General features: G+C 71.8%; 18 protein-coding genes. 9 read left to right on the top strand and 9 right to left on the bottom strand.

From position 1 onward, the window contains the following. The first annotated feature begins 191 nt into the window (after nucleotides 1-191). The 6 genes from ACIBK0_RS39780 to ACIBK0_RS39805 all read left to right on the top strand — a co-directional run bounded on the left by ACIBK0_RS39780 (nucleotide 192) and on the right by ACIBK0_RS39805 (nucleotide 9,990). Nucleotides 192-3,722: an SCO5717 family growth-regulating ATPase gene (locus ACIBK0_RS39780; RefSeq protein WP_399091251.1), complete on the top strand. Its 3,531-nt coding sequence runs from the start codon at nucleotides 192-194 to the stop codon at nucleotides 3,720-3,722. 315 nt (nucleotides 3,723-4,037) lie between these two features. After that, nucleotides 4,038-5,909, top strand: a complete 1,872-nt coding sequence (locus ACIBK0_RS39785) for an ABC transporter substrate-binding protein (RefSeq protein ID WP_399091254.1) — start codon at nucleotides 4,038-4,040, stop codon at nucleotides 5,907-5,909. A gap of 67 nt (nucleotides 5,910-5,976) precedes the next feature. Further along, nucleotides 5,977-7,044, top strand: a complete 1,068-nt coding sequence (locus ACIBK0_RS39790) for an ABC transporter permease (RefSeq protein WP_189189082.1) — start codon at nucleotides 5,977-5,979, stop codon at nucleotides 7,042-7,044. 23 nt (nucleotides 7,045-7,067) lie between these two features. Further along, nucleotides 7,068-8,006 carry an ABC transporter permease gene (locus ACIBK0_RS39795; protein WP_399091453.1) on the top strand — a complete coding sequence of 313 codons (939 nt, stop codon included), beginning with the start codon at nucleotides 7,068-7,070 and terminating at the stop codon, nucleotides 8,004-8,006. Next, nucleotides 8,003-8,980, top strand: coding sequence for an ABC transporter ATP-binding protein (locus tag ACIBK0_RS39800; protein ID WP_399091258.1), 978 nt, complete (start codon nucleotides 8,003-8,005; stop codon nucleotides 8,978-8,980). The genes ACIBK0_RS39795 and ACIBK0_RS39800 overlap by 4 nt, the downstream gene beginning before the upstream one ends. After that, nucleotides 8,977-9,990: an ABC transporter ATP-binding protein gene (locus tag ACIBK0_RS39805; protein WP_399091262.1), complete on the top strand. Its 1,014-nt coding sequence runs from the start codon at nucleotides 8,977-8,979 to the stop codon at nucleotides 9,988-9,990. The genes ACIBK0_RS39800 and ACIBK0_RS39805 overlap by 4 nt, the downstream gene beginning before the upstream one ends. 55 nt (nucleotides 9,991-10,045) lie before the next feature. On the opposite strand, the gene ACIBK0_RS39810 is transcribed toward ACIBK0_RS39805, so the two are convergent. The 9 genes from ACIBK0_RS39810 to rimP all read right to left on the bottom strand — a co-directional run bounded on the left by ACIBK0_RS39810 (nucleotide 10,046) and on the right by rimP (nucleotide 22,650). Further along, nucleotides 10,046-10,999 (bottom strand): bifunctional riboflavin kinase/FAD synthetase, encoded by a 954-nt coding sequence (locus tag ACIBK0_RS39810; RefSeq protein WP_399091265.1) that lies wholly within the window; start codon nucleotides 10,997-10,999, stop codon nucleotides 10,046-10,048. A 129-nt stretch (nucleotides 11,000-11,128) separates the two neighbouring features. Next, nucleotides 11,129-15,328: a trypsin-like peptidase domain-containing protein gene (locus ACIBK0_RS39815; RefSeq protein WP_399091268.1), complete on the bottom strand. Its 4,200-nt coding sequence runs from the start codon at nucleotides 15,326-15,328 to the stop codon at nucleotides 11,129-11,131. A 255-nt stretch (nucleotides 15,329-15,583) separates the two neighbouring features. Further along, nucleotides 15,584-16,489, bottom strand: coding sequence for a tRNA pseudouridine(55) synthase TruB (gene truB / locus ACIBK0_RS39820; protein WP_399091271.1), 906 nt, complete (start codon nucleotides 16,487-16,489; stop codon nucleotides 15,584-15,586). After that, the gene (gene rbfA / locus ACIBK0_RS39825; RefSeq protein ID WP_399091274.1) at nucleotides 16,486-16,935 is read right to left on the bottom strand and encodes a 30S ribosome-binding factor RbfA; all 450 of its coding nucleotides are present in this window, start codon (nucleotides 16,933-16,935) and stop codon (nucleotides 16,486-16,488) included. The genes truB and rbfA overlap by 4 nt, the downstream gene beginning before the upstream one ends. 33 nt (nucleotides 16,936-16,968) lie before the next feature. Then, entirely contained in the window at nucleotides 16,969-17,262 is a 294-nt protein-coding gene (locus ACIBK0_RS39830; RefSeq protein WP_189189075.1) for a DUF503 domain-containing protein, read from the bottom strand. A 247-nt stretch (nucleotides 17,263-17,509) separates the two neighbouring features. Then, nucleotides 17,510-20,626 carry a translation initiation factor IF-2 gene (gene infB / locus ACIBK0_RS39835; protein ID WP_399091278.1) on the bottom strand — a complete coding sequence of 1,039 codons (3,117 nt, stop codon included), beginning with the start codon at nucleotides 20,624-20,626 and terminating at the stop codon, nucleotides 17,510-17,512. 147 nt (nucleotides 20,627-20,773) lie between these two features. Further along, a complete protein-coding gene (locus tag ACIBK0_RS39840) occupies nucleotides 20,774-21,052 on the bottom strand; it encodes a YlxR family protein (protein ID WP_399091281.1) in 279 nt (92 codons plus the stop codon). Between the two features lie 102 nt (nucleotides 21,053-21,154). Next, entirely contained in the window at nucleotides 21,155-22,141 is a 987-nt protein-coding gene (nusA, locus tag ACIBK0_RS39845; RefSeq protein WP_399091284.1) for a transcription termination factor NusA, read from the bottom strand. 2 nt (nucleotides 22,142-22,143) lie between these two features. Continuing rightward, entirely contained in the window at nucleotides 22,144-22,650 is a 507-nt protein-coding gene (gene rimP / locus ACIBK0_RS39850; RefSeq protein WP_399091287.1) for a ribosome maturation factor RimP, read from the bottom strand. Between the two features lie 368 nt (nucleotides 22,651-23,018). On the opposite strand from rimP, the gene ACIBK0_RS39855 reads away from it, so the two are divergent. From ACIBK0_RS39855 to ACIBK0_RS39865, 3 genes are all read left to right on the top strand, one after another. Next, complete coding sequence (locus tag ACIBK0_RS39855) at nucleotides 23,019-23,564, top strand: hypothetical protein (protein WP_399091290.1); 546 nt, start codon at nucleotides 23,019-23,021, stop codon at nucleotides 23,562-23,564. Between the two features lie 74 nt (nucleotides 23,565-23,638). Next, nucleotides 23,639-24,079, top strand: a complete 441-nt coding sequence (locus ACIBK0_RS39860; protein WP_399091456.1) for a ferritin-like domain-containing protein — start codon at nucleotides 23,639-23,641, stop codon at nucleotides 24,077-24,079. A gap of 27 nt (nucleotides 24,080-24,106) precedes the next feature. After that, nucleotides 24,107-25,018, top strand: a complete 912-nt coding sequence (locus tag ACIBK0_RS39865) for an aminoglycoside phosphotransferase family protein (protein WP_399091293.1) — start codon at nucleotides 24,107-24,109, stop codon at nucleotides 25,016-25,018. Nucleotides 25,019-25,365 lie beyond the last annotated feature (347 nt).

A 25,365-nucleotide genomic window follows, 5' to 3' on the forward strand; every position in this document is an offset into this window, starting at 1 on the left:
CTGCCGTTGTGACAGTCATGGTGATTAGGCTGGGGCCGGGCGCGACGCCAGAACCCGGGAACGGGCCGCCCGCGTCCCAGGGGGAGCCGGGTCAATTCGGACGACTTCGGACGACTACGGGCGTCTACGGACGACAAGAAAACGGTCGCCCCGGCACGGCTTGAGGGTGCTCGACCACACCAGGAGGAATTGTGAACAGCGATCGGGACGGGATCCGCGGGGGCTGGGCCACACCCGGCGATGACCAGTCCGACGCGGAGTCCGCCGTCGAGACGACGGGCGAGTTCACCATCGACTACGCACCGCCGGCCTGGTACACGCAGAACGCGTCGGGGAGTTCGGGCGATGCGGACTCGGACTCCGGGGCCGTTTCGGGGACTTCGGAGGCCCCGACAGCTTCGGAGCCGTCCGAAGCCTCCGAGCCTCCTGGAGCTGCGGCTGCGGAGGCATCTGCCGCGCCTTCGGTGGGGAGTCCTGTTGCGGTGCCCAAGCTGCCGGTCGGCAGCGGTTTCGAGCCGGAGGCCGCGAAGCCGGAGGCTCTGGCCACGCCTGTCGCGGACGCAGGAAGCCCGACGGCTGTGCCGAACTTTCCCGTGGGTGGGTTTCAGGCCCAGTGGACTCCTCCCGCCCCTCCGGCCGCGCCCGTCGCCGCCGCTGACGAGACGGAGCCGGGGAACGGGGACTTGGAGAGCGGCGCGACCATGCGGATCTCCTCTGTCGCGCTGAAGCGTGAGATCGCGCAGCGGGCGGCTGCGTCGTCGGAGGAGGCGAAGGCGGTCGCGGAGACATCAGCGGAGGCCGAAGGCGAGTCCGCGCGCGGGGCCGAAGCCGAGTCCGCGCGCGGGGCCGAAGCCAAGGCGGAACCCGGAGACCCGGTCGAGCCCCAGGCCGTGGCCGCACCTGATCCCGTGGCCGCACCTGATCCCGTGGCCGCGCCTGATCCCGTGGCCCTGTACCAGTCCCTGGAGGCTTCTTCGCAGGGCGACGACGTGGACGTCGAGGAGGAAGCGGCCGTGGCCGAGGCCGAGGTGGCCTCCTCCGGTGCGGATTTTGCTGATGAGCCGAGCGATGCCTCCGACGAGGAACGCGTCGCCGATGTCGTGGAGTTGCGGCGCGCGGACGACGGCGGTGCTGCGGATGCCGTGGATGCGGCGGATGCGGCGGATGCGGGCGACGAGCTCGGCGAGGTCGGCGACTCCGAGCCGCAGGACGACTACGTCAGCGATGCGGTGCCACCGCAGGCCGAATCCAGCCATGCGGTGGCTTCGCCGACCGCCGAGCCGGAGGATGCCGAACCCGGGGGCAGCGAGCCTCAGGACGCGGTGCCCCAGAATGCGGCGCCCCAGGAGGGCGAGCCCCGGGACGCCGTGCCCGTGGCCGGTCCGGACGCACCGGAGGCCATACAGGACACGCCCCCGGCCTGGGCTCCGCCGCCGCTGCCGCAGGGTGGACTGCCGCCGTTGCCGCCCGCGTATCAGCCCGCGTCGCCCGCTCCCGCGGCCCAGTGGCCCGCGTCCACGGAGCCGGTGGCGGCCGAGCCCGCGCCGGCGCAGGTGCCGGCGCAGGCTCAGCCGCCCGCACCGGCACCGGGCCGGCCGGCGGCACCGCAGCCCGGCCAGCCCTTCCAACCGCCCGCGCCCCAGCCCGGCCAGCCCTTCCAACCGCCCGCGCCCCAGCCGACGGCTCAGCCTCCCGCTCCGGCGTGGCCCGCCTCTCCCAGCGCGCCCGTCTCTACGGGTCCGGCTCAGGGGCCCGTGCCGGTCCCGCCCGCCGCCGAGAACCCCGTTCCGACCCCGCCGCAGGCTCCGCACGCGGCACCTCCGGCGCCTGCGCAGCAGGGGAGTTACGGGTTCCCGCAACCGGGCACCCCGACGCCCAACCCCGCCCCGCAAGGCAGCTACGGATTCCCGCAGCCCGGCACCCCTGCCCCCGCTCCGACGGCCGCCCAGGCTCCGGCTCCGGCTCCGGCTCCGGCTGCCCAGGCTCCGGCCCCCGCACCGCAAGGCAGCTACGGCTTCCCCCAGCCCAGCACCCCGACGCCCAACCCCACGCCGCAAGGCAGCTACGGATTCCCGCAGCCCGGCGCCCCGGCTCCGGCCAACCCGCCCGCCCAGGGCCCGGGTTACGGATTCCCCCAGCCGACGACGCCCCCGGCGCACCCCGTGGCTCCGCAGGCCCCCGCCCCGCAGCAGGGGTACGGATTCCCGCTTCCGGCGCCGCAGGCGCCCAACGCCCCCGTGCCGCAGCCTGGTTACGACCTCCCCCAGCCACCCCCGGCTCCCACGCAGTCGGCGGCGCCCACCCCGACGCAGCCGCCGCCTCCCTCGGCGCAGGTGGCCCCGCCGTACCCGCAGCAGCCGCAGCCCGGGCAGCAGCCGGCCGCGCCCGTCGACCCCCGCGCGGGCGCCGCCTGGCCGCAGCCCGTGCAGCACGACCAGCGGCAGCCCACCAACCCCGGTGCCGCACCGCTCGGCTACACCGCCGCGGTGGAGCTCTCCTCCGACCGGCTGCTCAACAACAAGAGGCAGAAGGCCAAGAGCGGTCGCCCGGCAGCCGCGTCGTCGCGGTTCAAGCTCGGCGGGAAGAAGGAGGAGGCCGAGCGGCAGCGGAAGCTGGAGCTGATCCGGACGCCGGTGCTGTCGTGCTACCGGATCGCCGTGATCAGCCTCAAGGGCGGCGTGGGCAAGACGACCACGACCACCGCGCTCGGCGCGACGCTCGCCAGTGAGCGGCAGGACAAGATCCTCGCGATCGACGCCAACCCGGACGCGGGCACGCTCGGTCGCCGGGTGCGCCGCGAGACCGGGGCCACCATCCGTGACCTCGTCCAGGCGATCCCGTACCTCAACTCGTACATGGACATCAGGCGGTTCACCTCCCAGGCCCCGTCCGGGCTGGAGATCATCGCCAATGACGTCGATCCGGCGGTGTCCACGACCTTCAACGACGAGGACTACCGGCGCGCGATCGACGTCCTGGGCAACCAGTACCCGATCATCCTGACCGACTCGGGTACGGGTCTGCTGTACAGCGCGATGCGCGGGGTGCTCGACCTCGCCGACCAGCTCATCATCATCTCGACACCGTCGGTCGACGGTGCGAGCAGCGCCAGTACGACGCTGGACTGGCTGTCGGCGCACGGGTACGCGGATCTGGTCTCGCGCTCCATCACCGTCATCTCCGGAGTGCGCGAGACCGGCAAGATGATCAAGGTGGAGGACATCGTCAGCCACTTCGAGACGCGCTGCCGCGGTGTTGTGGTCGTGCCGTTCGACGAGCACCTGGCGGCCGGCGCCGAGGTCGACCTCGACATGATGCGGCCCAAGGTGCGGGAGGCATACTTCAACCTCTCCGCGATGGTGGCCGAGGACATCGCACGGCACCAGCAGTCGCACGGGCTCTGGACGAACGACGGCAACCCGCCGCCGGTGGCCGCCCCGCCGATGCCGGGTCAGTACGTTCCCGGACAGCCGGTCCCCGGGCAGCCCGTTCCGGGGCAGGCCCCGCAGCAGCCGCAGCCCGGGCAGCCGTACGCCCAGCCCGGACAGCCCTACCCCCAGCCGGGCCAGCCCTACCCGCAGCCCGGGCAGGCATACCCCCAGCAGCCGCAGGCGCAGCCCCAGCCCGGACAGCCGTTCCAGCCGGGCCAGCCGGCACCGGGGCAGCCCTATCAGCCGAACCAGGGCCAGACCCCGCCCCCGCCGACGCCCCCTCAGCAGTAACCCGATCGGCCCCTTCCGGGAGGCCGATTACCGCCCGGGCCCGCACCGTCTCCGTACGGTGCGGGCCCTTGGCGTATCCATGGGCGTTTCGAGCCGTCAGGCCATTACCTGGAGGGCTTCACCGGTCTGAACCAATGAGCGAAAAATCCGCGTCAACTCGTTATTTCCGCAGGCCACATGGGGTTCACGCGCCGTTGACGCGTGCAGACCGCCGCTGATAGACACACAGATCAATCCCGCCGGCGTCACCAGTCACCCGATCAAGTAGTTCAACAAGCCATCCCCGTGCGAGCGATGACGCGAGGTCACCGACCCATGAACACACAAGATCAACACGCCAGAAGGCGCCCGCGCCCCCGTCTCAGGAACGGGACCCGGCTCCCCCGGCTGATTGCCGCCGCCGGCGCCGCCGCGCTCACCCTCACCGCCGGTCTCGCGACCCCGCTCAACCCGGCACCGCAGCAGGCGCAGGCCAAGGAGGGCAAGAAGGTCCTCACCGTCGCGGTCGCGCAGAGTGTCGACTCGCTGAGTCCGTTCCTGGCGTCACGGCTGGTCAGTACGAGCATTCACCGGCTCATGTACGAGTACCTGACCAACTACGACCCGGCGGACAACCACGCGATCCCGGGCCTCGCCACCAAGTGGGAGCCCTCCGCCGACAAGCTGACCTGGACTTACACGATCCGCTCCAACTCCAAGTGGTCGGACGGCCAGCAGGCCACCGCCGAGGACGCGGCGTGGACGTTCAACAAGATGATGACCGACGAGGGTGCCGCCACCGCCAACGGCAGCTTCGTCGCCAACTTCAAGAAGGTCACGGCCCCCAGCGCCACCAAGCTCGTCATCGAGCTGAAGAAGCCGCAGGCCACCATGGCGGCGCTCGACGTGCCGATCGTGCCCAAGCACGTCTGGGAGAAGGTCGGGGACTTCTCGAAGTTCAACAACGACAAGAACTTCCCCATCGTCGGCAACGGTCCGTTCATCCTGACCGACTACAAGGCCGACAGTTACGTACGCCTGAAGCCCAACAACAGCTTCTGGCGGGGTGCTCCCAAGTTCGACGAGCTGGTCTTCAAGTACTACAAGGACGGTGACGCGGCGGTCGCGGCCCTGCAGAAGGGCGAAGTGTCCTTCGTCTCCGGCCTGACGCCCGCTCAGTCGGCCGCTCTCAAGAGCCAGCAGAACATCAAGGTCAACGACGCCCCCGGCCGCCGCTTCTACGCCCTGGCCACCAACCCCGGTGCCCAGGCCAAGGACGGCAAGCACTTCGGGGACGGAGCCGAGTCGCTGCTCGACCAGAAGGTGCGCCAGGCACTCTTCATGGCGATCGACCGCGGGACCCTGATCGACAAGGTCTTCCAGGGGCACGCCGTCGAGGGCGAGGGCTACATCCCGCCGCGCTTCTCGACGTACTTCTGGAAGCCGTCGGCGAGCCAGCAACTGTCGTACGACCCTGCCAAGGCCGCCCAACTCCTCGACCAAGCGGGCTACAAGAAGAACGGCGACGGCAAGCGCGTCGAGAAGAACGGCAAGCCGATCAACTACCGGATCCTGTGCCACGCCACCGACCCGAACGACAAGGCGGTCGGACAGTACCTGAAGGAGTGGTTCGGCAAGCTCGGCATCGGTGTCACCCTCAACTGCCTGGACAACGTGACCGACCCGTGGCTGGCGGGCAAGTACGACCTCGCGTTCGACGGGTGGTCCGTCAACCCGGACCCTGACTTCGTCCTGTCCATCCACACCTGCGCGGCGCTGCCCGCCACCGCCAAGGACACCGGGGCGACCGACAACTTCATCTGCGACAAGAAGTACGACGAGCTGTACGACCAGCAGCTGGCCGAGTACGACACCGCCAAGCGTGCGGACATCGTCAAGCAGATGGAGTCGCGCCTGTACGACACCGGGTACATGAACGTCATGGCGTACCCGAACGCGGTCGAGGCCTATCGCACCGACCAGATCAAGTCGATCGAGACGATGCCGAAGGCCGCGGGCAACATCTACGGCCAGGACGGGTACTGGAGCTGGTGGTCGGCGGTTCCGGCGGGGTCCTCCGGTGAGTCCTCCGACAGTTCGAGCTCGACGGGCGTCATCATCGGCATCGTCGCGGGCGTCGTCGTCCTCGCGGGCGTCGGGGTGTTCTTCGCGATGCGCCGCCGCTCGACGGCCGAGGACCGTGAGTAGCGCACGCATCGGCCCCGAGCCCGAAGGTCAGGGGCACCCCATGAACGTACGAGCGAATGAGTAGTTCATGACCGCTGAGGCAACACCCTCGCTGGTCGAGGCGACCGGCGGTCCGGCGGAGGCCGGGCCGTCGGTCCGCGGGCCACGGGCGCGCACCCGGACCGCGTATCTGCGGTACGTGGCGGGCAAGTTGGGCGGCGCTGCCGTCTCTCTGCTCGCCGTCCTCGTCACCAGCTTCTTCCTCTTCCGTCTCATCCCCGGCGACCCGGTCAAGTACATGACGGGCGGCCGTCAGGTGTCCGCCGAACAACTCGCCAACTACCGCAAGGAGTTCGGGCTGGACCTGCCGATGTGGGAGCAGTTCACGGACTACTGCGGCAAGGCGCTCACCGGCGACCTCGGCACCTCGTACCAGTTCCGCGCCCCCGTCATCGACAAGATCACCGAGGCCCTGCCGAACACGCTTCTCCTCACCGGCACGGCGTTCGTCCTCTACACCGCGCTCGGCATCTTCATCGGCACGCGCTCCGCGTGGCGCAACGGCGGGCTGAGCGACCGGCTCAACACCGGTCTGGCGCTGACCCTTTACTCGATTCCGTCGTTCTGGCTCGGGCTGCTGCTCATCATCGTCTTCTCGGTGGGCATGGGGCCGATCCCCGGGCTCTTCCCGACCGGCGGCATGGAGTCGGGGGGCAAGGAGGGCTTCGCCTACGTCGTCGATGTCGCCCACCATCTCGTCCTGCCGGTGGTCACACTGGTCGCGGTCGAGTACGGGCAGACACTGCTCGTCACGCGCTCGGCGCTGCTCGACGAGATGGGCAGCGACTATCTGACGACGGCCCGGGCGAAGGGCCTGCGGGACGATCTCGTACGCCGTCGGCATGCCGTGCCGAACGCGCTGCTGCCGACGGTCACGCTGATCTTCATCAACCTCGGCCGGACGGTCGCCGGGGTGATCCTCGTCGAGACCGTCTTCTCCTGGCCGGGCCTCGGCGGGCTCTTCTACCAGGCGCTGAGCGTGCCCGATCTGCCGCTGGTGCAGGGGCTGTTCTTCGTCTTCGCGGCGGCGGTGATCGTGATGAACACGCTGGCCGATCTGATCTATCCGCTGCTGGACCCCCGGGTGGGCCGATGACCACGACCGAGTCGGACGGGCCGATGACAACCGAATCCACGGCGGCCGAGCAGGCCGCACCGGCGACGGCGAAGAGCCCCCGTGCTCTCGCCCGGCAGCGCCGCCGCCACTCCGCCGCCCGCTTCTGGAAGCAGTACCGCACCCACCGGGCCGGCGTCTTCGGGCTCGCCGCCCTCGGCCTCTTCGCGCTCATCGCGCTGACCGCGCCACTGACCGTCGGCTCCGACGTGCAGAGCGTGACCAATGCGCCGGGTGATCCCATGGAGAGCCCGAGCACCGCATTCCCGTTGGGCACCGACCAGTTCGGGCGCAATCTGCTCGGACTCGTGGTGTGGGGTGCTCGGGTCTCGCTGCTGGTCGGACTGCTCGCGGCCGTGCTCTCCGTCGCGATCGGCGCGCTCATCGGGATCACCGCCGGGCATTTCCGCGGCTGGTACGCGACCGTGATGATGCGGATCACGGACTGGTTCCTGGTCATGCCGACCCTGGTCCTCGCGATCGCGCTGGCGACCGTGATGACCCGCTCGCTCGGCACGATCATCCTGGCGATCGGCGTCACGACCTGGCCGACGACGGCCCGGCTGGTGCGGGCGCAGACCCTCGCGGTCGAGTCGCGACCCTACATCGAGCGGGCCAAGGCGCTCGGCGGCGGGCACTGGCACATCATGTCCCGCCACGTCCTGCCCAACGTCATGCCGCTGGTGCTGGCCCAGACGACCCTGATCATCTCCTCCGCGATCCTCGCCGAGGCGACGCTCGCGTTCCTCGGGCTCGGCGACCCGACGGTGGTGTCATGGGGCGGGCTGCTCCAGGACGCGCGGGAGGCGGGCGCGGTCAGCGCGGGCAAGTGGTGGTACCTGGTGCCGCCCGGAGTCGCGATCGCGGTGGTCGCGCTGGCGTTCACGCTGTGCGGGCGCGCGGTCGAGTCGGTTCTCAACCCGAAGCTGGGGGTGGAACGTTGACGCTCCTGGAAGTCAGGAACCTCGAAGTGACATACGCGGGCGGGGCAGCCGCCGTTCGCGGTGTGGACCTCTCGCTGGACGCGGGCCAGAAGCTCGGCATCGCCGGCGAGTCCGGCTGCGGCAAGTCCACGCTGGCGCTCGCGCTGCTGCGGCTGCTGCCCTCGGGCGCGCGCACGAGCGGGGAGATCCTGCTCGACGGCGAGGACGTGCTCACGATGAAGTGGGGACGCGTCCGGGCGGTGCGCTGGGCCGGCGCCTCGATCGTCTTCCAGGGCGCGATGCACTCACTGAACGCCGTACACCGTATCGGCGACCAGATCGCCGAGCCGATCCTGCTGCACCGGAAGGCGACCCCGGCGGGCGCCAAGAAGAAGACCGGCGAGCTGCTCGAACACGTCGGCCTGCCCGCCGCCCGCGCGAACGCCTACCCGCACGAGCTCTCCGGCGGACAGCGTCAACGCGTCATGATCGCCATGGCGCTGGCCTGCGACCCGCGGCTGGTCATCGCCGACGAGCCGACCACGGCGCTCGACGTGATGATCCAGGCGCAGATCCTCCGGCTGATCGAACAGCTCGTCTCCGAGCAGGAGCTGGGCCTGATCATGATCAGCCACGATCTCGCGGTGCTGGCCGACACCTGCGACCGGCTCGCCGTGATGTACGCCGGCCGCGTCGTCGAGGAGGGTCCCGCCCAACAGGTGTACGAGGATGCCCAACACCCTTACGGCAAGGCACTGTCGGCCGCCTTCCCGCGCATCGGCGACACGGCGTCGCGGTTCGCGCCGCGCGGGCTGCCGGGCGACCCGCCGGATCCGTCGGCGCTGCCGTCCGGCTGTACGTTCCACCCCCGGTGTGCGGTGGCGCTGGAGTCGTGTGTGACCGAGGACCAGTCGCTGCGGGACGCGGGAGCGCAGCGGTGGGCGGCCTGTGTGCACGTAGGGGCCCCGGTCCCGGACGCGAGGAGCACCGTATGACGACACCACCGCTCCGCGGCGCCGAAGGGACACCGCCGCTCCTGAGCGCCGAGGGACTGCACATCACCTTCCCCGGACGCCACGGCGCCGCCCGGGCCCGTGCCGTCGACGGCGTCGACCTCGACATCCGGCCCGGCGAGATCGTCGCGCTGGTCGGCGAGTCGGGCTGCGGCAAGACGACGCTCGCCCGCTCCCTCCTCGGACTCGTCCCGCCGACCGGCGGCCGTGTCACCTTCGACGGCAAGCCGCTCGACTACTCCTCACGCGCACTGAAGGCGTACCGCAAGCGCGTCCAGCTGGTCCTGCAGGACCCCAGTGGCTCACTCAACCCCCGGCACACGGTGTACGACGCGGTCGCCGAGGGCCTGCGCATCCACGGGTACGGCGGCGACGAGCGGGCGGCGGTGGCGGAGGCCTTGTCCCGGGCCGGCCTGCGCCCTCCGGAGCGTTTCTTCCTCCGTTATCCGCATGAGCTGTCCGGAGGCCAGCGCCAGCGCGTCGTCATCGCGGGCGCCCTGGTCCTGGAGCCCGAACTCATCGTCGCCGACGAGCCGGTGGCCTCCCTCGACGCCTCGGTACGTGGCGAGATCCTCGCCCTGCTCCTGAGGCTGCGCACCGAACTCGGCCTGTCCGCCCTGGTGGTGACCCACGACCTGGGGTTGGCCTGGAACATCGCCGACCGTGTCGCGGTGATGTACCTCGGCCGGATCGTGGAGACGGGCGAGGTGGAACAGGTCCTGACGGCGCCCCGACACCCGTACACCCAGGCCCTGTTGTCCGTGCTCCCCGAGGCCCTGGGCGATCCGGTCGTCCTGGCCGGCGAGCCCCCGGACCCGTCCCGCATCCCGGCCGGCTGCCGTTTCCATGCCCGCTGCCAGATCCTCGCGAGCGGGGAGGCGGAGCGGGCGGGCGTCGCGGACGCGTGCCGGAGCCAGGACCTGGAGGTGCTCGGCGGGGGCGGCGGGACGCAGGTGGCGTGCCACTGGGCGCGGGCGCGGGTCACCATGTGAGAGAGGCGCCCGATGCTGTCACCAGCACCGGGCGCCCCCGTCCGCGTACCGAGGACTACTCCCCGTCGTACGCCTCGATCAGCTCGCGCGAGCGCTTCACGTCGTCCGCGATGGCCTCCAGCAGCGCCTCGATGGACTCGAACTTGGCCATGCCCCGGACGTAGGCGAGGAAGTCGACGGCGACGTGCAGGCCGTACAGGTCGAGGCCGACACGGTCGATGGCGTACGCCTCGACGGTGCGCTCGGTGCCGTCGAACTGCGGGTTCGTGCCGACGGAGATCGCGGCGGGCATGGCCTCGCCCTCGACATGCAGCCAGCCGGCGTAGACGCCGTCCGCGGGGATGGCGGTGTGCGGGAGGGTCTCGACGTTCGCCGTCGGGAAGCCGAGTTCGCGGCCGCGCTGGGCGCCACGCACCACGATGCCCTCGACGCGGTGCGGGCGCCCGAGGATCTCGCGCGCGCCCTCGACGTCGCCCTCGGCGACGAGCCGCCGGGTGAGGGTCGAGGAGAAGGGCTCGCCGCCACCCGCCGCACCCGTCACATACAGATCGACGACCTCGACCTCGAAGTCGTACGTCTCGCCCTGCTCGCGCAGGAAGTCGACATTGCCCGCGGCCTTGTGACCGAAGCGGAAGTTGGGGCCTTCGACCACGGCCTTGGCGTGCAGCTTGTCGACGAGGACCTTGACCACGAAGTCGGCGGGCGACAGCTTCGAGAACTCGGTGGTGAAGGGGAGGATGAGCAGCGCGTCCACGCCCAGTTCGGCCATCAGTTCGGCGCGGCGGTGGTGCGGGGCGAGCAGCGGGGGGTGACTGCCGGGACGCACGACCTCGCTGGGGTGCGGGTCGAAGGTGACGACCACGGAGGGCACGCCCAGCTCGCGGGCGCGATCCACGGCATGCCGGATGATCAGCTGGTGCCCGCGGTGCACCCCGTCGTAGGAACCGATGGTGACGACGCTGCGCCCCCAGTCCTCAGGGATGTCCTCCAAGCCACGCCAGCGCTGCACTGTGACCGCTCCTTGTCGAACCTGTGTCCGTGATTGCCTCATTCGCAGCTCTAAGGGTGCCATGCCGCGTGCGCTCGGCTTGCATCGGCATCGAGCTGTGACGCATCCCGCAGAGGCCGAGGGCCGGAGTCAGGCGGGCACCCGCACCCCGGCCAGGTTCTCGATCATGCGCCGGGCACTCGGACCCACCACTGAGGCCCACTCCTCGGGAGCGCCGGTCAGCCAGCGGGCCACCAGGGTGGCGAAGCCAGGGACATGGCGGGCCAACTCGACGAGACCGCGGTCGAAGCCGCTGGCCCCGGCCGGGGTGCGGACGAGCAGGAGGCCCGTGCGGTGCACCAGCTCGCGGGTCGGCTCCTCACCCCTGCCCACCGCGCCGTCCGCGGCGGCCCTGAGGAGGGTGTCCAGGACGGCCGGGTCCCGCTCGTGCACGAGCAGCAGATCCAGCAGCTCGCGCCGCAGCGGGCGCGACGCGCGGCTGCCCGGCGCCGCCAGAACGGCCGCGAGCGCCGCCCGCACCGGTGCGGCACAGCCCTCCAGCAGTTCGCTGACCAACGGAAAGAGCACCGCGCGTGCGGTGGGGCCGTATTCGAGGCGGCGATCCACATACGCGGCCACGTGCGCGGCGGCCTCGGGGCGCAGCTCCACGACTTCTCTCACCATCGCGGCGACGTGGCGGGCGAGAGCGGGCGTGGTGACATCCGCGAGGGTGCGCAGCACCTGGTTCGTGTCCGGGCCGGGCTGCCTCAGCCGGGTCCGGAAGGCGGCCAGTACCGGGTCCGGGTGAGTGGTGAGCGCGGCGACCAGAGCGCTCGGAGGCAGCTGCGGGTCACCGGACGTGAAGCGCTCCAGAGCCTGCGGCAGGTAGCGGGCTCGCGTCCACGGATCCCGTACGAGCAGACCGAGCGCTCCGCCGTGCAGCGTACAGTCGGCGGGGCGGGCCAGCAGGGCGAGCGCCGCGTAACGCAGCAGCTCGCGGTCGGCCCCGGTCCGCACGAACGGTGCCGCCCGCAACCCGTACGCCACCGCCGCCACCCGCCGCGCGGGCCGCTCGTCGTGCGCCCACCGGTCGACCGCCCGGCACACGGCCGACGGCTCCTCCTCGGCGAGCACGGCGAGCAGTTCGTCGCCGCGCCGGTGCGCACTGCCGACCAGCGCCTCGGCCAGGTCGTCGAGCGCCCGCCGCCGATGCGCGTACAGCAAGGCCTGCGCGGCCGTCGCCACGGTCGCGTGCGGGGTCGCGGGGAGGGGACGCTCGTCGTCGAACCAGCGGGTGAGGTGGAGCTGTACGGCCGCGGGGTCGGCGATGAGAAGACGCGCCACAGCGTCCAGATAGCGGGGCGCGGAGGGGGTGTCGGCGGCGCGTTCTTCGGTACGGAGGTGGTCTTTTGCTCCGGCACGGAGGCGGTCTTCTGCACCGGCACGGAGCGGGTCCGCCGCTGCCGTACGGAGCGGGACACTGGCTCCGGCACGGAGCGGGGCCGAGGCTCCGGCAGGGACGTCGTCTTTTGCTCCGCTGCGGAGCTGGTCCGCGGCTCCGTATGGGAGTGGATCCGTCGCTCCGGCACGGAGCGGGTCCGAGCCTGCCGTACGGAGCGGGTCAGTAGCTTCGGCACGGAGTGGATCCGCCGCTGCGGTACGGAGCGGGACACTGGCGCCGGCACGGAGCGGGGCCGTCGCCCCGTGCCCAAGCACGTCCGCGCCCGAGGTCGCAGACCCGTCAGGCATACGGGGCTCGGGGACCCGGGGTGAACCGGCGCCGCCGCGCCGCTCGCCCCCCACGTGCGTCGCACGCCGCGCCTCGTCCGCGATCACCAGGCGCCTCAGCAGGTCGAGCCGTTCGCTCTCCGGCAGGGGCAGCGCCTCCCAGAAGGAGGGCCCCAACTCCCCCGGTACGGCCCTGCCTTGCTCTCGCCACCTCACAATCCGCTCGGCGAGCAGCCGCAGCACCCCGATGTAGGGCGTCGCGTCGGGCACGCGCCGCAGGACGTCCACGCAGAGGTGGGTGGCCCACCAGGCGGCGTCGCTGAGCGGGCCCGGCGCCTCCGGCAACAGGTCGTCCACGGCATCGGCCAAGTCCTCCAGACGGAGGGCCAGCTCCGCAGTGCCCTGTTGACGGGCCAGAAGCAGCAGGGTCTCGACCACGGGTCCGATGCGATGCCGGGGAACGGCGAGGGTGTGGGCCGGGTTGGTCGTGGACGCGGAACGGGACCGCCGACGACGCGAGGCGACCGGGCCCGGGGCCGCCCCGCCCGATGCCGGCGAGGGCGCGCCTCCCGCACCCGTGAACGGTGGCCCGGCGGCGGCCCGCGGCCGGGCCGACGCCCCTCGGGCCGGCCCCTGCCCCGGGGCGGCCGCCCGCCCCCGGGGGACCAAGACGTGCAGTGCCGCGTCCAGGTCGAGGTGGGTGCCCTGGATCCAGTCGGCGAGTTCCTCGTGGGCGAAGCGGTAGCCGTTGCCGGCGGGGACGAGAAGGCCCTCGGCGAGGACGGCGGGGGCCCAGCCGCTGGTGCCTGAGAGGCGGCGTCGCGGGGCGCGGCCCCACGGGAAGACCGCTTCGAAGGACGCGCGGTCCAGCTCGCCCTGCCCGGGGCCCAGACAGCGCCGCGCGGCCTCGTGCACCTGGCCGGAGACCTGGGCGGCGAGCCGCCGTACGGCAGTGCCCCGCAGCCCGTTCGCCGCGGCGAGCCGGACCGCGATGCGCAGGCACATCAGGTCCAGGTACGCGGCGAAGACGTCGTCCCGGTCGAGCCGCCCGGCGGGGGCGTCCGGCAGCGCGGCCCGCACCTCACGGAGCAGCCGCAGTGTCAGGGGGTGCCGCGCGTCGGCCGCCACCAGCACGTCCTCGGGGATCCCGGCGCGCGACCGCGCCCGCCGCGCATCCTCCTCGGTGAGGTCCCCGAGCCACACGCATGGCGGAGTCAGCGGGTCCCGGTCGGCCGCGGCCCGGTGCAGCATGTCCCCCGGAAACTCGGCGCCCGCCTGCTCCCAGTACTCGGCCCGGCACCCGACGACGAGCCGCGCCCCGGTCTCCCGCAGCCATGCGGCCGTCTCGGCTGTCCACTCGGGCAGCCGGTGGGCGAGGGCCGGCGGCATCTCCTCGGGTCCGTCGAGGAGCAGCAGCAACGGCCGTCCCGCGTCGCGTGCCGACCGGGCCAGGCGCTCAGGCCCGATGTCGCCCAGTTCACCGTCGTACCTGCCCGGCGGCAGCACATCGCAGGGCACGGCCCCTGCGGCCCGTCCCTCCCGCACGGCGGCGCCCGAATCCCGTGAGGCCGCCACGATCCGTCCCGCCCGCTCCAGCGCCCGCGTCGCCGCGTCCGCCACCGAGGTGTCCGTGGCGAGGAGGTCGGCGCCGCGCAGCCACAGGGTGGGTGCCGGCTGCGCGCCCCGGGTGCGGCGGGCGGCGAGGGCCGCCAGTTCCGTCGTACGGCCGCTGCCGGGCGGTCCGACCAGCGCGAGGACGGCGGCCGGGCCCGCCTCGAAGGCGGCGAACTCCCGGACGCAGTCGGCCCGTTCGACCGGTCCGCAGGGCGCGCCGCCGGCCCCTGGTGACGTCGCCTCTCCCGGTCCGTCCGACCCCACCGAGGTCGCGGTGAGCTCCAGTACGCCCGCCGGATTGAGATCGGCCCCGTACGCGGGCACGGTCGCCGCGTTGCGGGCCAGCAGCTCGGCGAGTGGCCCCGGCACGCCTCTCAGGGGGACGGCAAACCCCGCTGCCCGGTGTCGAACGAGGGGCTCCCCCGCTCCGTCGCGGCCGAGAGCCTGAGGGAGCAGCGCGGTGCCGAGGACCCCGAGCACCGCCCCGGTGGAGGCGTCGAGGACCGGCCCCCCGGCCGCGCCGCCGCCCAGCCGGAGGGCATCCGCGCCCGCGGTGCCGATCGCCAACTCCATGGCGTCGCGCAGGAGATGGATGCGGTCGGTGGCGGTGTACGTCACGGCGGACGTGCCGAGCACGCGCGCCTCGCGCCAGCCGCCCGCGGCGATCCGGACGTACGTACCGGTCGCGATACGGTCTCGCACGGTGACGGGGAGCGGGTCGAGACCGAGACCTTCGGTACGTACGAGAGCCAGATCGGCGTCCGGCAGCGGCGTGACGGCGTCGGCGGTCACCTCACAGGTGCGGTCACCGGGAGCATGCAGGACCAGACGGGCCAGACCGTCGACGGCCTCGTGGCTGGTGATCACCGTGCCGTGGTGGTCGGCGACGAAACCCGTGCCGCGCGGGCGCCCCGCCAGGTCGTAAATGCGTACCAGGTCCTCGTCCCGGGTGTCCCGGGTATCGTCGGTCGCCTGTCGGCCCCCGGTCCGCGGGCCCCGTCCCGCCATACTCGAACCTCCCCGCCGTACGCCTGCTTTCGACGGTAGGCGCGAGGTGATCAGCGGGACAGATCGCGTCGCGAACGCGCCCCCTTCCGCTCCCTCGGTTCACTCCGAGCGCCTGCCCGAAGGGGTGAATAGGCGAGGGCGGATGGATACACCCTTGGGTGGGGGGAACCGAGGGGGGACCGTGGAGCGGCGGGCACGAGACCCCGTGATCGCCGCTCCACGGGCGGCACGCTGCGAAATCGGAGGCGGTCGGCGTCAGCCGAACACCGCCAGACTCTTCGCCTTGCCCTTCTGCTCCTCCACCAGCGCCAGGAACCGCCCCTCGGCGTCGAAGACCGCCACGGCACCCTTGCCCGCGTACTCCTCGGGCATCTCCAGGCGTACGCCGTTGAGCAGCAACCGGGCGCGCCTGGCCTCCACGTCCCAGCGCGGGAACGCGGCCTCGGCGGCCTCCGCGATCGGCATCACGGTCAGCTCCTCCTGGAGCTGGTCGAGCGTGCGCGCGGAGTCGAGCTTGTACGGGCCGACGCGGGTACGGCGCAGCGCGGTGAGATGACCACCGACGCCGAGGTCCGCGCCCAGGTCCCGGGCGAGCGCCCGGATGTACGTCCCGGAGGAACAGACCACGGAGACGACCAGGTCGAGTACCGGTGTGCCGTCCTCGGCCACGGCGTCACGGATGTCGTACACCGCGAACGACGAGATGGTCACCGGACGGGCCGGGATCTCGAAGTCCTCGCCCTCGCGCGCCCGCTTGTACGAGCGCACGCCGTCGATCTTGATGGCGCTGACCTTGGACGGCACCTGCATGATGGTGCCGGTCAGCTTGGCGATCCCGGCATCGATGGCGTCGCGCTTGACGCCGGACGCGTCCGTGGACGACGTGGTGTCGCCCTCGGCATCGTCGGTCAGCGTGTTCTGCCCGAGCCTGATGGTCCCCAGGTACTCCTTCTCGGTGAGCGCGAGGTGCCCGAGGAGCTTGGTCGCCTTCTCGACGCCGAGGACGAGCACGCCCGTCGCCATGGGGTCGAGGGTGCCGGCGTGTCCGACGCGGCGGGTCCTGGCGATCCCGCGCATCTTGGCGACCACGTCGTGCGAAGTGAAGCCCGACGGCTTGTCGACAATGACAAGCCCGTCGGGCGTCGTGTGCTTCTGGGTCATTCCGCGGCGTCGTCCTCGTCGTCCTCGCCCGGCTTCTTGTACGGGTCCGCATCACCGGCGAAGGTGGCGCCCGCCGAGACCTCGCGCACCTTGGCGTCGGAGGCCCGCGCCTTGTCGAGCAGGTCGTCGATGGTCTTGGCGGTGTCGGGCAGGGCGTCCGCGACGAAGGTGAGCGTCGGCGTGAACTTCACGCCCGCCGCCGCGCCGACCGCCGAGCGGAGCACGCCCTTGGCGCTCTCCAGGCCCGCGGCCGCCGCCGCGCGCTCCTCGTCGTCCCCGTACACCGTGTAGAAGACGGTCGCCTCCCGGAGGTCCCCGGTGACCCGGGTGTCCGTGATGGTGACGTGGGTGCCGAGCCGCGGGTCCTTGATCCCGCGCAGCAGCTTCTGGGCCACCACCTCTCGGATGAGGTCCGCCAGCCTCTTAGCCCGCGCGTTGTCGGCCACTGGTCCGTCTCCTTCTTCGCCTTGCTTGTTTCGTCAATCTTCGTCTGTGTGGAGTCTGCGCCGTACCGAGAGCAGCTCCACCTCCGGTCGCGCCGCGACGAGCCGCTCGCACCGGTCCAGTACATCGGTGAGGTGCTCGGTGTCTCCGGAGACCACCGCGAGGCCGATCTCGACCCTGCGGTGAAGATCCTGGTTGCCCGTCTCCGCCACGCTCACCGCGTACTTCCGCTGAAGTTCGGCGACGATCGGCCGGACGAGAGAGCGTTTCTCCTTGAGCGAGCGAACGTCGCCGAGGAGCAGGTCGAAGGACAGTGTCCCCACATACATGTGTAACCGGATGTCCCGCCGGTACGGGATAGATGGCCTGCCAATGCACTTGGCAGGGACATCAGAACCGTACAACGAACAGGTAGGGGCGCTCGACGGATATTCGCCGCCCCGGTTGAGCGCCCGGTCAGGGGCGCGGGGAGGTGCGCGACCGGCCCCCACCCAGCCGCGGCCACGGGACCTCCCGGGGCAGACGGCAAGCTGGCCGGCGGGGAGAAGTCCCCGCCGGCCAGCTCAAGCCACTGCGTTACGCCCGCGGCTTCTCGCGCATCTCGTACGTCGCGATGACGTCGTCGACCTTGATGTCGTTGAAGTTTCCGAGGTTGATACCACCCTCGAAGCCTTCACGGATCTCGGTGACGTCGTCCTTGAAGCGACGCAGACCGGAGATGGTGAGGTTCTCCGCGATGACCTTGCCGTCGCGGACGAGGCGCGCCTTGGTGTTGCGCTTGACCTCGCCCGAGCGGACCAGGACACCGGCGATGTTGCCCAGCTTGGACGACTTGAAGACCTCGCGGATCTCCGCCGTGCCGAGCTCGACCTCCTCGTACTCCGGCTTGAGCATGCCCTTGAGGGCCGCCTCGATCTCCTCGATGGCCTGGTAGATCACCGAGTAGTACCGGACGTCGACGCCCTCGCGCTCCGCCATCTGCGCCGCGCGGCCCGCAGCGCGGACGTTGAAGCCGATGACGATCGCGTCGGAGCCGGTCGCCAGGTCGATGTCCGACTCGGTGACCGCACCCACGCCGCGGTGCAGGACACGGATGTCGACCTCGTCGCCGACGTCGAGCTGGAGCAGCGAGGACTCGAGAGCCTCCACCGAACCGGACGCGTCGCCCTTGATGATGAGGTTGAGTTCCTGCACCAGACCGGCCTTGAGGGCCTCGTCCAGGTTCTCCAGGGAGAACCGGACACCCCGGCGGGCGAAGTTGGCGTTGCGCTCGCGCGCCGCGCGCTTCTCGGCGATCTGACGCGCCGTGCGGTCCTCGTCGACAACCAGGAAGTTGTCGCCGGCGCCCGGGACGTTGGTGAGACCGAGGACGAGGACGGGGGTCGAGGGACCCGCTTCCTCGACGTTGTTGCCGTTGTCGTCGAGCATCGCGCGGACACGGCCGTACGCGTCGCCGACGACCATCGTGTCACCGATGCGCAGCGTGCCGCGCTGGACGAGGACGGTCGACACGGCACCGCGGCCGCGGTCGAGGTGGGACTCGATCGCAATACCCTGCGCGTCCTGCTCCGGGTTGGCCCGCAGGTCGAGCGAGGCGTCCGCGGTCAGGACCACGGCCTCGAGCAGCTGGTCGATGTTCAGACCCTGCTTGGCGGAGATGTCGACGAACATCGTGTCGCCGCCGTACTCCTCGGCCACCAGACCGAACTCGGTGAGCTGACCGCGCACCTTCGTCGGGTCGGCGCCCTCGACGTCGATCTTGTTGACCGCGACCACGATCGGCACGTCGGCCGCCTTGGCGTGGTTCAGCGCCTCGATCGTCTGGGGCATCACACCGTCGTTGGCCGCCACCACCAGGATCGCGATGTCGGTCGACTTCGCACCACGGGCACGCATGGCGGTGAACGCCTCGTGACCCGGGGTGTCGATGAAGGTGATGCGACGCTCTTCGTCGTTGACCTCGGTCGCGACCTGGTACGCACCGATGTGCTGCGTAATACCGCCGGCCTCGCCCGCGACGACGTTCGTCTTGCGGATGGTGTCGAGGAGGCGGGTCTTACCGTGGTCGACGTGACCCATGACGGTCACGACCGGCGGACGCGCGACGAGGAACTCCTCGCCACCCTCGTCCTCGCCGAACTCGATGTCGAAGGACTCGAGCAGCTCGCGGTCCTCCTCCTCCGGGCTGACGATCTCGACGACGTAGTTCATCTCGCCGGCGAGCAGCTGGAGGGTCTCGTCGGAGACGGACTGCGTGGCAGTGACCATCTCGCCGAGGTTCATCATCACGGCGACGAGCGACGCCGGGTTGGCGTTGATCTTCTCCGCGAAGTCGGTGAGGGACGCACCGCGCGACAGGCGGACGCTCTGTCCGTTGCCGCGAGGCAGCATCACGCCGCCGACCGACGGGGCCTGCATGGCCTCGTACTCCTGGCGCCTCTGCCGCTTCGACTTGCGACCACGACGCGCGGGACCGCCGGGACGACCGAAGGCGCCCTGCGTGCCACCACGGCCACCGGGACCACCCGGACGACCACCGAAGCCGGGACGGCCACCGCCGCCGCCACCCGGACCACCCGGACGGCCGGCGAAACCGCCACCACCGCCACCGGGACCACCGGGACGACCGGCGAAACCGCCACCGCCGCCGCCACCGGGACGACCGGCGAAGCCGCCGCCGCCACCCGGACGACCGCCGCCACCGGGACCACCGGGACGACCGCCGCCACCGGGACCGCGGCCACCGGGGCCACCGCCGCCGGGACGCGGGCCGGCAGCGGGACGCTGCGGCATCATGCCCGGGTTCGGACGGTTACCGCCGGGGGCGCCGCCGGGACGCGGAGCCTGCGGACGGGGCATGCCGCCCGGAGTGGGACGGGCACCGCCCGGACCGCCCTGGGGACGCGGAGCGCCACCGGGACCGCCCTGCGGACGGGGACCACCCTGACCCGCGCCCTGCGGACGCGGACCGCCCGGGGCGCCTGCGCCACCGTGGCCGCCGGGGCCAGGACGTGCGCCGCCCGGACGGGGCGCCTGCGGGCGCGCCATGCCGGTGGAGCCACCAGAGGTGAACGGGTTGTTGCCCGGACGCGGGCCGGCCGGACGAGCGCCGGGACGCGGGGCCTGGCCGCCGGGACGCGGGGCGCCCTGACGGTCGCCGCGCTCGGGACGGTCGCCACGGCCCTGGCCGGGACCGGCCGGACGGGAACCGGGACGCGGGGCCTGGCCACCGGGACGCGGGGCGCCCGGACGGGGACCTGCGGCGGGAGCCGCGGGAGCCGACGGGGGCGCGGTGAACTCGGCCGCGACCGGAGCCGGAGCCGCCGGAGCGGGCTTCGGAGCGGGCTTGGGACCCGGGGTCGGGCGCGGGCCCGGAGCAGCCGGGGTGACCGGCGCAGCCGCGGGCTTCTCGGCCGCGGCCGGCTTCGGGGCCGGCGGGCGCGGGGCAGCCGGACGGGCGGCCTGCGCGGGAGACGGGGCTGCCGGCTTGGCCGGGGCAGCCTTGCGACCGGGGGCGGGCTTGCCGCCTCCGTTGCCCTGCTGGAGGGCATCAGTCAGTTTGCGTACAACGGGCGCCTCGATCGTCGAGGACGCCGAACGGACGAATTCACCGAGCTCTTGGAGCTTGGCCATGACGACCTTGCTCTCAACCCCGAACTCCTTGGCGAGTTCGTATACCCGGACCTTAGCCACTTCGCTCCTTTTAGGTCCGGGTTGCGTCCGGACCGTCGCTACTTCATGGGCGTACTCATCGCGTGCTCATCGAGTGCTCATCGCAATCTCGACCTACTTCCAACTCGCGGGGTACCAGGGCCGCACGGGGGTTCCGTACGACGCGTCTTACGGTGTTGCCTGCTCGACGTAGTGGCGCAACGCCTTTGTGTCGAGCGTCCCCGGGGCACGCAGCGCCCGCAAGAACGCCCGGCGGCGAACCGCCAGGTCGAAACAGACCAGGGCGGGGTGCACATACGCGCCCCGGCCGGGCAGCGTACCGCGATGATCGGGGACACATTCACCCTCGACCGCCACGATGCGCAGCAGATCCTTCTTGGCCGCTCGCTCCCGGCACCCCACACAGGTGCGTTCAGGGCATGCGCGGGCTCGCGTCCGGCCAGACACTCTTAAGTCTACCTCCCCGTACCGACCTCACCCCTTTGGGGCATGAATCGAACGGTTGTTGTCGTGATCTAAGCCACCTGCGGCTTGGATCTATTCCCCGGCCTACTCGGCAGGCTGTTCGGTGTCCGGACGGATGTCGATCCGCCAGCCGGTCAGCCGGGCCGCGAGACGGGCGTTCTGCCCCTCTTTCCCGATCGCCAGCGACAGCTGGTAGTCGGGGACCGTCACCCGCGCGGAGCGGGCCGAGAGGTCGACCACCTCGACCTTGGAGACACGGGCCGGGGAAAGCGCGTTCGCCACCATCTCGGCCGGGTCGTCCGACCAGTCGACGATGTCGATCTTCTCGCCGTTCAGCTCGGCCATCACGTTGCGCACGCGGCCACCCATGGGGCCGATGCAGGCGCCCTTGGCGTTCAGGCCGGAGCGCGTGGACCGGACAGCGATCTTCGTGCGGTGACCGGCCTCGCGGGCGATGGCGGCGATCTCGACGGACCCGTCGGCGATCTCCGGCACTTCGAGCGCGAAGAGCTTCTTCACCAGATTGGGGTGCGTACGGGAGAGCGTCACGGACGGACCGCGAACACCCTTCGCCACCCGAACGACGTACGAACGCAGTCGCAGACCGTGCTCGTAGTTCTCACCGGGGACCTGCTCCTGCACCGGCAGGATCGCCTCCAGCTTGCCGATGTCGACCAGCACGTTCTTCGGGTCGCGGCCCTGCTGGACCACACCGGTGACGATGTCGCCCTCGCGCCCGGCGTACTCGCCGAGCGTCGCGTCGTCCTCGGCGTCCCGCAGACGCTGCAGGATCACCTGCTTGGCGGTGGTCGCGGCGATGCGTCCGAACCCGGACGGGGTGTCGTCGAACTCGCGCGCCTCCTGCCCCTCCTCCAGGTCCTCGGGATCCTCCTTCGCCCACACGGTCACATGGCCGGTCTCCCGGTTGAGCTCCACGCGCGCGTGACGGCGGCTTCCCTCGGTGCGGTGGTAGGCGATGAGGAGGGCCGACTCGATCGCCTCGACCAGCAGGTCGAAGGAGATCTCCTTCTCCCGTACCAAGCCCCGCAGGGCACTCATGTCGATGTCCACGGCTACGCCTCCTCTGCGTTCTCTTCGTTCTTGTTCTTACGGCTGAACTCGACCTGGACCCGCGCCTTGGTGATGTCCTCGAAGGCGAGCCGCTTGGCGGTGAGCTTGCGTCCCTTCACACCCGGCACTTCGACGTCGATGCCGTCGTCTTCGACCGTCAGGATGCGGGCCACGAGCTCGCCGCCCTCCGCCAGTTGGAACTTCACCAGGCGGTCGGTGGCGCGTACGTAGTGACGGTGCTCCTTGAGCTCACGCTCGGCACCGGGGGTTCCGACCTCGAGGGTGTACTCGCCCTCGCCCATCGCGTCCGTCTCGTCGAGCTTCGCCGAGAGCGCGCGGCTCACATCGGCGATCGCGTCCAGATCGGCACCTTCGTCGGAGTCGACGACCACGCGGAGCACACGCTTGCGTCCGACCGAGTCCACTTCGACCTCTTCGAGGTCGAGTCCCTGAGAGCTGACGAGCGGTTCCAGCAGTTCTCGCAGCCTCTCGCTCTGGGTGGTGCTCATCCGGGTGACTCCTCGGCCGCGTGTGCTGTTGTGGGTAGGTCGCGTGTCAGGTCAAAGGGTATCCGGTCGCGGGGGGTGTTGCCGTCCATCGGAGCGGGGTGGGGGTGGGGCGGGTTTCTCGCCCCCTCCACCCCTACCGACCCAACCCCCCTTTCGACTGCGGGCCGGTGGGGGCTTGTCGCGCAGTTCCCCGCGCTCCTTCGGGGGCGCAGCCTCCCGGCACGGGACGGGTAGGGGCGGAGGGGGCGAAAAGGCTCGGAGAACGCCCTCGTGAGAGAGCCGCTGGCGAGTGATCGGCCGGTGCGCGGGTACCGTGATCACGGGCGTCTCGCCCTCCCTTTCGTACGAGCCCTACGAGGTCGTCTGTCGTGCCGTTCACCCTGCCGTCGCGCACCCCGTCGGGACCGCGCAGAAGGACCCTGCTCGCCTCGGCCGCGGGCACCCTCGTGCTCGCGGGGTGCTCCACCCCCGAGTCGTCCGGCGACACGACGGGCGGCAGCCCCTCGGCCGCGGACCGGGCACGCGCGCGTGCGGCCCGCGACAGCGAGACGCTGGCCGGCCACTACGCCGCCGTGATCGCCGCGCATCCGGCACTGGCGGAGCGGCTGCGCCCGCTGCGCGCGGAGGTCGTACGGCACGCACAGGCATTCGGGGGTGCCGACGGCCGACCCGGGGCGTCCTCCTCGGCCTCGGCCTCGGCTTCCGCGTCCGCGTCGGCGCTCCCGAGCGCCTCCCCCGCCGTACCGGCGAAGCAGAAGGACGCCCTCGGCGACCTCGCCTCCGCCGAGCGCGCCCTCGCGGACGAGCGCACGAAGGCCCTGCTGGAGGTCCCGGGAGAGCTGGCCAGGCTGCTGGCCTCGGTGGCGGCGGCCGGTGCCGCGCACGCGTTTTTGCTGACGGAGGGGGCGAAGTGAGCGGGATCGAAGACACCAAGGGCACCAAGCACACCAAGCGGTCCGATGACGCCACGGCGGCCAAGGCAGCCGAGCTGAAGGCGCTGCAGGCCGCGCTGGGGGCCGAACACGCCGTCGTCTACGGGTACGGCGTCGTCGGCGGCAAGATCGGCGACAGCCGGCGGAGCGAGGCGCGTGCGGCGTACGACGCCCACCGGGCACGCCGCGACGAGCTGGTGCGCGCGGTACGGGACCTGGGCGGCAAGCCCGAGGCCTCGGCGGCTGCGTACGCGCTGCCGTTCGCCGTGAAGGACTCCGCCACGGCCGTGCGACTCGCGGCCGAGCTGGAGGAACGGGTGGCCGGGGTCTACTCCGACCTCGTGCGCGCCTCCACCCGCGACCAGCGGCGCACGGCCGCCCAGGCGCTGCGGGAGGCGGCGGTGCGGGCGGTGCGCTGGCGTGGCGAGAGCGTAGCCTTCCCTGGGCTCGCCGAGCGGGCGGCCACCCCGTCCGCGTCGGCACCCTCGCCGACGTAACGCGACTTGGAAGGGAACAACTCGCGCATGGCTTTCGAACCGCCGCCGCGCCTCGTGCGGGCGCTCGGCGAGACGCAGCACAACGGGGACGGCGGAGCCGGTGACTGGCTGGACAAGCTGCCCGAGCTGGCCCAACAGGCCGTGGTTCTACGCGAGTTGACGGTGGAGCGGGTGCAGGCGCCGGGTGGGCGCAGCAGCCTGGTGGTGCTGGTGCGGCAGATCGACGGGACGCCCGCGGTGCTGAAGCTGGCGCCCCAGCGGGCCCGTCCGGAGAGCGAGCGGGCCGCGCTCGCCCACTGGGACGGACGCGGCGCGGTCCGGCTCCTCAATCCCGGCGACACGCACGGCGTGCTGCTGCTGGAGCGGTTGCATCCGGACATGTCCGTGCGGTCGCTGCCCGAGGCGAAGGCCCTCCTGGAGGCGGCGGGAACGCTGCGGAGGCTGTGGGTCGAGCCGCCCGCCGCCCATGTCTTCGAGACCGTGGCCGAGCGGACCGGTCGGCAGGCCGAGGCGATGCGAGCGACGGCGAGCGCCGACGCGGAGATCGGCCCCCTGGTCGACGCTGCGCTCGCGGCCCGCGAGGAGCTGCTCGCCGAGCCGCCGGCGGAGCGGCTGCTGCACGGCACCTTCCGGCAGAGCAAGGTGCTCGCCGGTGAGCGTATGCCCTGGCTGGCCGTGGGTCCCGACCCGGTGGTCGGCGAGTGCGCCTTCGACCTTGCCCGGCTGGTCCGCGACCGGGTGGAGGACCTGATCGCGTCTCCTTCGGGGGCGTCGATCACCCGCCGACGCGTCAAGCGGCTCGCCGAGTCCCTGGACGTGGACCAGGAGCGGCTGCGGGGCTGGACCCTGTTCCGGGCGGTGGAGTCGGGTGTCCGGGCGCGCCGGGTCGGGCGTCCGCGGGACGCGGAGCTGCTGTTGGAGTTCGCGGCCTGGCTCTGACTCCCGCGCGCCGTGGTGAGTTTGAGGGCCAGGACCGGGCAGTCGGCTGCCGCTCTGCGGGTGCGTTTCAGAGTCGTACGCGGGAGGGGGCCCTGGTCGGGCAACAGGTAGCCCCAGTCGTCGCCTGCCCAACAGGTCGGCGGCCATGCTGGACACCAGATCCACGGCCCAGCCAACCCGCTCCGCCGGCACAGCGGTGGGCAGGACTTCGCCCGTCTTCTCCTCCGCGCCCGTACGCAGCAGGCCATCGGCACAGGCGGTGCGGGCAGTCTCGCCCTCGCGGAGCAGAAGTTGCCGGCTCACCCGTGCCCCCCTGCGCCCGTGATGCCGCTATCTGATGAACGACA

Source organism: Streptomyces sp. NPDC050564 (genome assembly GCF_044457265.1).
In the GTDB taxonomy this organism is placed as follows: domain Bacteria; phylum Actinomycetota; class Actinomycetes; order Streptomycetales; family Streptomycetaceae; genus Streptomyces.

Excerpts from the sequence above, each read along its gene's own strand:
- ACIBK0_RS39865 (WP_399091293.1), top strand. The coding sequence starts at position 24,107 with ATGGCTTTCGAACCGCCGCCGCGCCTCGTGCGGGCGCTCGGCGAGACG.
- ACIBK0_RS39830 (WP_189189075.1), bottom strand. The coding sequence starts at position 17,262 with ATGTATGTGGGGACACTGTCCTTCGACCTGCTCCTCGGCGACGTTCGC.
- rimP (WP_399091287.1), bottom strand. The coding sequence starts at position 22,650 with ATGAGCACCACCCAGAGCGAGAGGCTGCGAGAACTGCTGGAACCGCTC.
- ACIBK0_RS39795 (WP_399091453.1), top strand. The coding sequence starts at position 7,068 with ATGACAACCGAATCCACGGCGGCCGAGCAGGCCGCACCGGCGACGGCG.
- ACIBK0_RS39815 (WP_399091268.1), bottom strand. The coding sequence starts at position 15,328 with ATGGCGGGACGGGGCCCGCGGACCGGGGGCCGACAGGCGACCGACGAT.
- ACIBK0_RS39790 (WP_189189082.1), top strand. The coding sequence starts at position 5,977 with ATGACCGCTGAGGCAACACCCTCGCTGGTCGAGGCGACCGGCGGTCCG.
- ACIBK0_RS39785 (WP_399091254.1), top strand. The coding sequence starts at position 4,038 with ATGAACACACAAGATCAACACGCCAGAAGGCGCCCGCGCCCCCGTCTC.
- ACIBK0_RS39805 (WP_399091262.1), top strand. The coding sequence starts at position 8,977 with ATGACGACACCACCGCTCCGCGGCGCCGAAGGGACACCGCCGCTCCTG.
- truB (WP_399091271.1), bottom strand. The coding sequence starts at position 16,489 with ATGACCCAGAAGCACACGACGCCCGACGGGCTTGTCATTGTCGACAAG.